Raw genomic sequence first — 7,119 nt, forward strand, 5'->3', positions numbered from 1 at the left:
CGATGAGCCACCGGCGGCCGCCCCGGGCGCGGCGGGCGAGGCCGATTCGCTGACGGAGGCGCTGGCGGAGAACGCCAACGCGAACCACGGCTTCGACGGCCCGCGTGACCTGGTCGCCGAAGACCTGGACTCGCGGTCGCAGGCGGAGGACTACCACGACGGCGACGATTCAGGGTCCGAGGACGCCTGGAGCCTGACCGGGCGCTGACGTGCCTGCCGCGCACCCGCCGGCGGCGGCCGAAGGGCCACGGCGGGCGGGTAGCCTTGAAACCGTGACTGATTCAGTGTCCCGGCCCGTGCCCCTGCTCAATATCGCCAACGTCCTCACCACCGTGCGGATCCTGCTGGTCCCGTTTTTCATCTGGTTCCTGCTGGCGGACGCCGGGGCAGGGCAGGTGTTCCGCTGGCTGGCGGTGGCGGTTTTTGCCGTCGCAATCTACACCGACAAGCTTGACGGCGACCTGGCCCGGTCCCGGGGCCTGATCACCAACTTCGGCAAGATAGCCGACCCGATCGCCGACAAACTCCTGATTGGTGCGGCCCTGATCCTCCTGTCGGTGCTGGGCGACCTGCCGTGGTGGATCACCGTCGTCATCCTGGTCCGGGAGCTGGGCATCACCTTGCTGCGTTTCGTCGTCATCCGCTACGGCGTCATGCCGGCCTCGCGCGGCGGCAAGTTGAAGACCGTGCTGCAAACCCTGGCGATCTTCCTGTACCTCCTGCCGCTGGAGGCGTGGCTCGGGTCCTGGGCCGTCTGGGTCGCCTTTGCCGTCATGGCGGTCGCCGTCGTCGTGACCGTGGCAACCGGCATCGACTACGTGGTCAAGGCAGTGGCGCTGCGCCGTGCCGCCCTCGCGAAGCCGCAGGGCCGGCCGTGACCACGCCCGCATCCGTGGTCGTAGGAGCCGCCATCGCGCGGAAGGTGACCTTGGCCACGGCCGAATCGCTGACGGCGGGAATGGTGGCGGCGGAACTGGCCACCGTTCCGGGGGCTTCGGGCACGCTCCGCGGCGGCGTGGTGTCCTACCAGGGCCGGATCAAGACGGCGGTGCTCGGCGTCGACGCGGGCCTGCTCGAGCGCGAGGGCGCGGTCACTGAAGCGGTTGCCTGCCAGATGGCCGACGGCGCCAGGCGCGTGTTGCAGGCCGACATCGCGGTGTCCACGACCGGGGTGGCGGGACCGGAACCGCACGGTGGACGGGATGTGGGAACCGTGTGGATCGGGGTAGCGTCTCCGGACGGCACGCGCGCCGTCGAATACCGCTTCGAGGGCGACCGTGCCCGCATCCGGCGGCTGGCGTGCGAAGCGGCCATCGAACAACTGGGCCTCGCGATCGACGCGGCCCCCGGTCCCGCCGGCACCGGAGAATCGGGCCCGGGAACAAAAACTTTGATTCAGTAGTTATCAAAGGGTGTCAGCAACTGTTACGTTGTTGGCCTAGGCTTGGAAGACAGCGGCGCGAGCCGCACACCTCATGAGGGAGCAAGGCGATACAGATGGTAAAGCAGCCCGTGTCCGTAAACGGTGTAGTCCGTTGGCGTGATGTGGGATTGGCCGAAGAACCGCGTACGGAGCAGAAGGAGCGCAAGATGGTGGTGCTACGACACGAGATTGGCGACGTCCTCCGCGATGTCCGGCAGCGTCAGGGACGCACCCTTCGAGAAGTGTCGCACAGCGCCCGCGTCTCCCTCGGATACCTGAGCGAAGTCGAACGCGGCCAGAAGGAAGCATCGTCGGAACTCCTGTCCTCGATCTGCTCGGCTTTGGACGTTCCCCTGTCGCACATGCTCCGGGAAGTCAGCGACCGGGTCGCCGACGCCGAGGGCGTCGTCATTCCCGACACCGTTCCGCAGGAACTGTCCCGGGAGTTTGTCGGGGCCATTCCCGACGAGCTGCCCGACGAGCTGCGCGGACTGGCTTCCGCCCGCTACTGACCCGAACACCTGAACCGGCCGGTTCCGCCCCGTGGCGGACCGGCCGGTTTTTGTTGTGCCGGCGGTTGCCCCGCCGCGCCTGCCCCTCCCGGTGAAGCTGTGCCGCTAGTGGACGGGCGGCTCGTTGGCATACGAAGCGTTCAGCCGGTCCAGCAGCTGTCCCAGCGTGGACAGGTCCTCGACCGACCAGTCGCCAAGGCGCTCGTGGAAGGCGACTTTGCGGGCGGCCTGTGCCTCGGCCAGCTTTTCCAGCCCGGCCGGAGTCAAGGTGATGGATTGGGCCCGTCCGTCCAGTGGATCCGCCTCCTTGCCAACCAGTCCCAACTGCTCAAGCATGGCGATCTGGCGGCTCACGGAGGGTTTGCCGACGCCGATGGCGGCCGCCAGTTCGGTCAGCCGCATGGAGCGCTCCCGCTGCAGGATCAACAGCAGTCCGTAGGCGGCAGGCTCCATGTCCGGGTGGACGTTACGTGCCACCCGGTGCGAATTCGCCCTGGCCCGGCGCCAGAGCAGGCTCAGCTGCCGTTCCAGTGCTTCGATGGCTGCATCGAACCCTGCATCTGAGCTGCCTGTGGCGTGGTCTGTCATGGGCTCATTGTAATGAGCAGCATGCACACGCAGGGCAACGGCGGCCTGACGCGCCGTACGCGTATTCCGATGGCGCCGAATCTCCGTCCGGTCCGGTTGAGGCCGGACGGACACGTGAGAAGATGGACGCGTGCGAACCAGTGACTTCTGGCGGTTGATGGACGATGAATTCGGTCCCGCATACTCGCATGTCCTGGCGGCCGACCTGGTGCTGGGTCAGCTCGGGGGCCGTACCGCGGCCGAAGCGCTGTCCGCGGGCATCCCGCCCAAAACCGTGTGGCTGGCCCTCTGCGATGTCCAGGACGTTCCGCCCGAGCGGCGCTGGGGCAAGGACCGTGAGCCGCGCGGCTGAACAGGACACGCGGCGCCAAATGCCGATATGTTCGAAAGTGTGTTCGGATACCGCTAAGCTTCTACACAGACCCCCGAGTGGACGGATCATCCACACGCTCCGCTGCCGATCCCATTTTGTCCGAACCGGCGGTTACGGTCGGAAGACGTCAAGACAAAAAAGGCCCGAGGGCCGCAAGAGACTGAGGTGAACAATGGCCGCACCAGCTGACCGCGAGAAGGCACTGGAAGCTGCGCTGGCGCAGATCGACAAGCAGTTCGGCAAGGGGTCGGTGATGCGGCTCGGCGACGACACGCGCGCCCCCATCGAAACGATCTCCACCAGTTCGATCACCTTGGACGCGGCGCTGGGCATCGGCGGTTTGCCGCGGGGCCGCGTGGTGGAAATCTACGGTCCGGAATCTTCCGGTAAGACCACCGTGGCGCTTCACGCCGTGGCCAGCGCGCAGAAGAACGGCGGCATCGCGGCCTTCATCGACGCCGAGCACGCCCTGGACCCCGAATATGCCAAGAAGCTTGGCGTCGACACCGACGCCTTGCTGGTATCGCAGCCGGATACCGGTGAGCAGGCCCTGGAAATCATGGACATGCTGATTGGCTCCGGCTCGCTGGACATCATCGTGATCGACTCCGTCGCGGCCCTCGTGCCCCGCGCGGAAATCGAGGGCGAAATGGGTGACAGCCACGTGGGGCTCCAGGCGCGCCTCATGAGCCAGGCCCTGCGAAAGATTACCGGGCGGCTCAGCCAGTCCAAGACCACGGCCATCTTCATCAACCAGCTGCGCGAAAAGATCGGCGTGTTCTTCGGCAGCCCGGAGACCACCACCGGCGGTAAGGCGCTGAAGTTCTATGCCTCCGTGCGCATCGACGTCCGCCGCATCGAGACCCTGAAAGACGGCGCCAACCCGGTGGGCAACCGCACCCGCGCCAAAATTGTCAAGAACAAGATGGCTCCGCCCTTCAAGCAGGCTGAGTTCGACATCCTGTACGGTCACGGCATTTCCCGCGAGGGCAGCCTGATCGACATGGGCGTGGAACATTCGCTGGTGAAGAAGTCGGGCGCCTGGTTCACCTACGACGGCGACCAGCTGGGCCAAGGCAAGGAAAACGCCCGTAAGTTCCTGATCGACAACCCGGACCTGGCCGACGAGCTGGAACGCAAAATCCGGCAGAAGCTCGGGATCGACCCCGTTCCGGACAGCGGAGAAGAAGGCGGACCGAAGCTCAAGGCAGTCGACGGATTCTAGGTGGCCCGCAGGAACGGTCCGGCCGCCGGGCCAACGCCGGGCAGCCCGGCCGACCTGGCGCCCGAGGCGGATCCCCACGCGGTGGCACGCTCGATTGTGCTGGGCGCGCTGACACGGTCCCCGAAAAGCCGCGCGCAGCTGGCCGCAAAGCTGGCTGAGCGCGGCGTCCCGGACGACGTCGCCGAGGCGGTGCTCGACCGATTCGAAGAAGTCAACCTCATCGACGACGCCGAGTTCGCCGAAATGTGGGTGCGCAGCCGCTCCCAGATCCGTTCCTTGGCACGCGCTGCCCTCAAGCGGGAACTCGCGGACAAGGGGATCACCGGCGACATCGCCGAGCAGGCACTTGACCAGCTTTCGCCCGACGACGAGCTGGAAGCCGCGCGGGGACTCGTTCGCCGCAAGATCCGTCCCGACTGGGAACTGAACGACCGGTCGGCCAGGGACAAGCATCTGCGGCGGTTGGTTTCGATGCTGGCCCGGAAGGGCTATCCGCCCTCGCTGGCCTACCGGGTCGCGGACGAGGAACTCGGCAACGCCGCCACCCCGGAGTTCTGAGACCGCTCCGTTATGAAATTGAGACTTTCGCCGGTTTGGTCGGTATCATTGTGCGACTGTGAGCCCATCGCAGAATGAACGTCGCCAATCCACCCAGCTACGCAGGAGCAACCGCAGGCGGCGCCGCCTCCGGATTTTTGCGGGGCTGACCCTCGGCTCCGTCGCCGCCCTCGGCGCAACCGGGGCAGCGGGCGCCCTCCACAGCGGCCAGAGCCCGTCCGCAGCGGTGGGATTCATCGCAGCCCCGGTGAAGCAGCTGATGGGCTGGAGCGACCCGGACGAGGGGCAGCGGCCGGTGACGCGTGCGTCCCAGAGCCAGCAAGCGGAGCGAGCGTCCACCGACGCGGCCGCGCAGAAGGACGCCCGGACGCCGGAGGCGCGCACGGAAGAAGAGGAAACTGCCGCCGCACGGGCGGCCGAAACCCCTGCAGCAGAGGCCGCGGAGACGGAAGCCTCCGGCCCCACGGATCCAGGGCAACAAGGCGCCCCCGGAGCGCAGGAGAGCGCGGCACGAGAGGGCGCGGCGACAGACCCGGCCGACAAGGCAGCTGCCGGGCGCACGGCCGAAGAACAAGCCGCACCGGGGGCAGGCAATCACCAGGCTGCAGCCGGCGCTGCCGAAGAACAGGCACCGGCGGCCGGCGCGGCGGCAGACCAGGGCGGTTCCTCGGCTCCTGCCGAAGCGCCCGCGAACGACTCGGGGCAAGCCGACGCCCACACCGGAGCAGCAATCCCCGCCCCCGGCTGGGCTGCCGGGGAATTGGCCTGCCTCGAAGAACTATGGAACCAGGAGTCGGAAGGAAACGCCGGCGTCGAGAAATCGACCGACGGCGGGTACGTTTTCCGGATCCGTCTCGACCGCGGCCTGGATTACATCGAGTCCCGGTACGGTTCGCCGTGCCTGGCCCTGGACTTCCAGCTGGCCAATAACTGGTACTGATTTACCGGCCCTGCGAATTGTGGCCGGTCCCGCCGCAGGCCGTACCCTTGTAACGTGAGTTTGACTGCCCCAGCCCCGCCCATCGAGACGCAGCACGAAGCCCGCACCTACCAAGTGCGCACGTTCGGCTGCCAGATGAACGTACACGATTCCGAGCGGCTTGCCGGGCTCCTCGAAGCAGCCGGCATGGTCGAGTCCCAAGGCGGGCAGGCCGACGTCGTGGTGTTCAATACCTGTGCGGTGCGGGAGAACGCGGACAACAAGCTGTACGGCAACCTCGGCCAGCTCGCCCCCGTGAAGGAACGCAACCCCGGCATGCAGATCGCCGTCGGCGGCTGCCTGGCGCAGAAGGACCGGGAGACGATCCTCCAGAAGGCGCCCTGGGTCGACGTCGTGTTCGGCACCCACAACGTGGGTTCGCTTCCCGCCCTGCTGGAGCGTGCCCGGCACAACAACGAAGCGCAGCTGGAAATCCTCGAGTCGCTCGATGTCTTCCCCTCGACACTGCCCACCAAGCGCGACGCGGTGTACTCCGGGTGGGTTTCCATCTCGGTCGGTTGCAACAACACCTGCACGTTCTGCATCGTGCCCTCGCTGCGCGGCAAGGAACGCGACCGCCGGCCGGGGGACATCCTGGCGGAGGTCCAGGCCCTGGTCGACGACGGCGCCATCGAGGTCACCCTGCTGGGGCAGAACGTGAACTCCTACGGCGTGGAATTTGGCGACCGCGGCGCCTTCGCGAAGCTGCTGCGCGCCTGCGGCAACATTGAAGGCCTCGAACGCGTCCGGTTCACCAGCCCGCACCCGGCGGCGTTTACCGACGACGTCATCGACGCCATGGCCGAAACACCCAACGTCATGCCGCAGCTGCACATGCCGCTGCAGTCGGGGTCGGACAAGGTCCTGAAGGACATGCGCCGGTCCTACCGGTCCACCAAGTTCCTCGGCATCCTCGAAAAGGTCCGGGAACGGATCCCGCACGCCGCCATCTCCACCGACATCATCGTCGGATTTCCGGGGGAGACGGAGGAGGACTTCCAAGCCACGTTGGACGTGGTGGAACGGGCCCGTTTCGCCAGTGCCTTCACCTTCCAGTACTCCAAGCGGCCCGGCACGCCGGCCGCGGAACTGCCGGACCAGCTGCCCAAGGCCGTGGTGCAGGAACGCTACGAGCGCCTGATTGCCCTGCAGGACCGGATCGCCGCCGAAGAGAACGCCAAACAACTGGGCAGCAGGCTCGAGGTCATGGTGACCGCGCAGCAGGGACGCAAGGCGGAGGCAACCCACCGGCTCTCCGGGCGGGCCCGGGACCAGCGGCTGGTGCACTTTTCCGTGCCCGCGGGTGCGCCGGCGCCGCGGCCGGGCGATCTGGTCACGGTGACCGTCACCGAGGCGGCACCGTTCCACCTGATCGCCGACCCGGCCTCCGAAGCGGACTACCAGCTGCGCCGCTCGCGCGCCGGTGATGCGTGGGACCGCTCCCAGGCGGAGTCCTGCGCG

At 67.3% G+C, this 7,119-nt stretch carries 10 protein-coding genes; 9 read left to right on the forward strand and 1 reads right to left on the reverse strand.

All coding sequences use genetic code 11. The features are described from left to right. From AC5RV2_RS12715 to AC5RV2_RS12730, 4 genes are all read left to right on the forward strand, one after another. Positions 1–208: hypothetical protein (locus tag AC5RV2_RS12715; protein WP_494092627.1), on the forward strand; the 208-nt coding region annotated here is incomplete at its 5' end. 64 nt (positions 209–272) lie between these two features. Continuing rightward, positions 273–878, forward strand: a complete 606-nt coding sequence (gene pgsA / locus AC5RV2_RS12720; RefSeq protein WP_494002402.1) for a CDP-diacylglycerol--glycerol-3-phosphate 3-phosphatidyltransferase — start codon at positions 273–275, stop codon at positions 876–878. Next, entirely contained in the window at positions 875–1,402 is a 528-nt protein-coding gene (locus AC5RV2_RS12725; RefSeq protein ID WP_494092628.1) for a CinA family protein, read from the forward strand. The genes pgsA and AC5RV2_RS12725 overlap by 4 nt, the downstream gene beginning before the upstream one ends. A gap of 95 nt (positions 1,403–1,497) precedes the next feature. Continuing rightward, positions 1,498–1,935, forward strand: coding sequence for a helix-turn-helix domain-containing protein (locus AC5RV2_RS12730; RefSeq protein ID WP_493977754.1), 438 nt, complete (start codon positions 1,498–1,500; stop codon positions 1,933–1,935). Positions 1,936–2,040: 105 nt separating this feature from the next. Here AC5RV2_RS12730 and AC5RV2_RS12735 read toward each other — a convergent pair whose 3' ends face one another. Continuing rightward, entirely contained in the window at positions 2,041–2,523 is a 483-nt protein-coding gene (locus tag AC5RV2_RS12735) for a MarR family winged helix-turn-helix transcriptional regulator (RefSeq protein ID WP_494092629.1), read from the reverse strand. A gap of 130 nt (positions 2,524–2,653) precedes the next feature. Here AC5RV2_RS12735 and AC5RV2_RS12740 point away from each other — a divergent pair, with 130 nt between their 5' ends. From AC5RV2_RS12740 to miaB, 5 genes are all read left to right on the forward strand, one after another. Further along, positions 2,654–2,875 carry a DUF3046 domain-containing protein gene (locus AC5RV2_RS12740; protein ID WP_494067974.1) on the forward strand — a complete coding sequence of 74 codons (222 nt, stop codon included), beginning with the start codon at positions 2,654–2,656 and terminating at the stop codon, positions 2,873–2,875. Between the two features lie 193 nt (positions 2,876–3,068). Beyond that, on the forward strand, positions 3,069–4,121 hold the full coding sequence (recA, locus tag AC5RV2_RS12745; RefSeq protein ID WP_493988189.1) for a recombinase RecA: 1,053 nt from the start codon (positions 3,069–3,071) through the stop codon (positions 4,119–4,121). Then, positions 4,122–4,679, forward strand: coding sequence for a regulatory protein RecX (locus AC5RV2_RS12750; protein ID WP_494092630.1), 558 nt, complete (start codon positions 4,122–4,124; stop codon positions 4,677–4,679). It begins immediately after the preceding gene. A gap of 58 nt (positions 4,680–4,737) precedes the next feature. Beyond that, entirely contained in the window at positions 4,738–5,619 is an 882-nt protein-coding gene (locus AC5RV2_RS12755) for a hypothetical protein (RefSeq protein WP_494092631.1), read from the forward strand. A 54-nt stretch (positions 5,620–5,673) separates the two neighbouring features. Then, positions 5,674–7,119, forward strand: a 1,446-nt coding sequence (miaB, locus tag AC5RV2_RS12760) for a tRNA (N6-isopentenyl adenosine(37)-C2)-methylthiotransferase MiaB (RefSeq protein WP_494092632.1), incomplete at its 3' end; no start/stop codon positions are given.

This window comes from Arthrobacter sp. Y3225116, assembly GCF_059091245.1.

Bases quoted from the DNA above. Each gene is read 5' to 3' on its own strand.
- AC5RV2_RS12730 (WP_493977754.1), top strand. From the start codon at position 1,498: ATGGTAAAGCAGCCCGTGTCCGTAAACGGTGTAGTCCGTTGGCGTGAT.
- AC5RV2_RS12735 (WP_494092629.1), bottom strand. From the start codon at position 2,523: ATGACAGACCACGCCACAGGCAGCTCAGATGCAGGGTTCGATGCAGCC.
- recA (WP_493988189.1), top strand. From the start codon at position 3,069: ATGGCCGCACCAGCTGACCGCGAGAAGGCACTGGAAGCTGCGCTGGCG.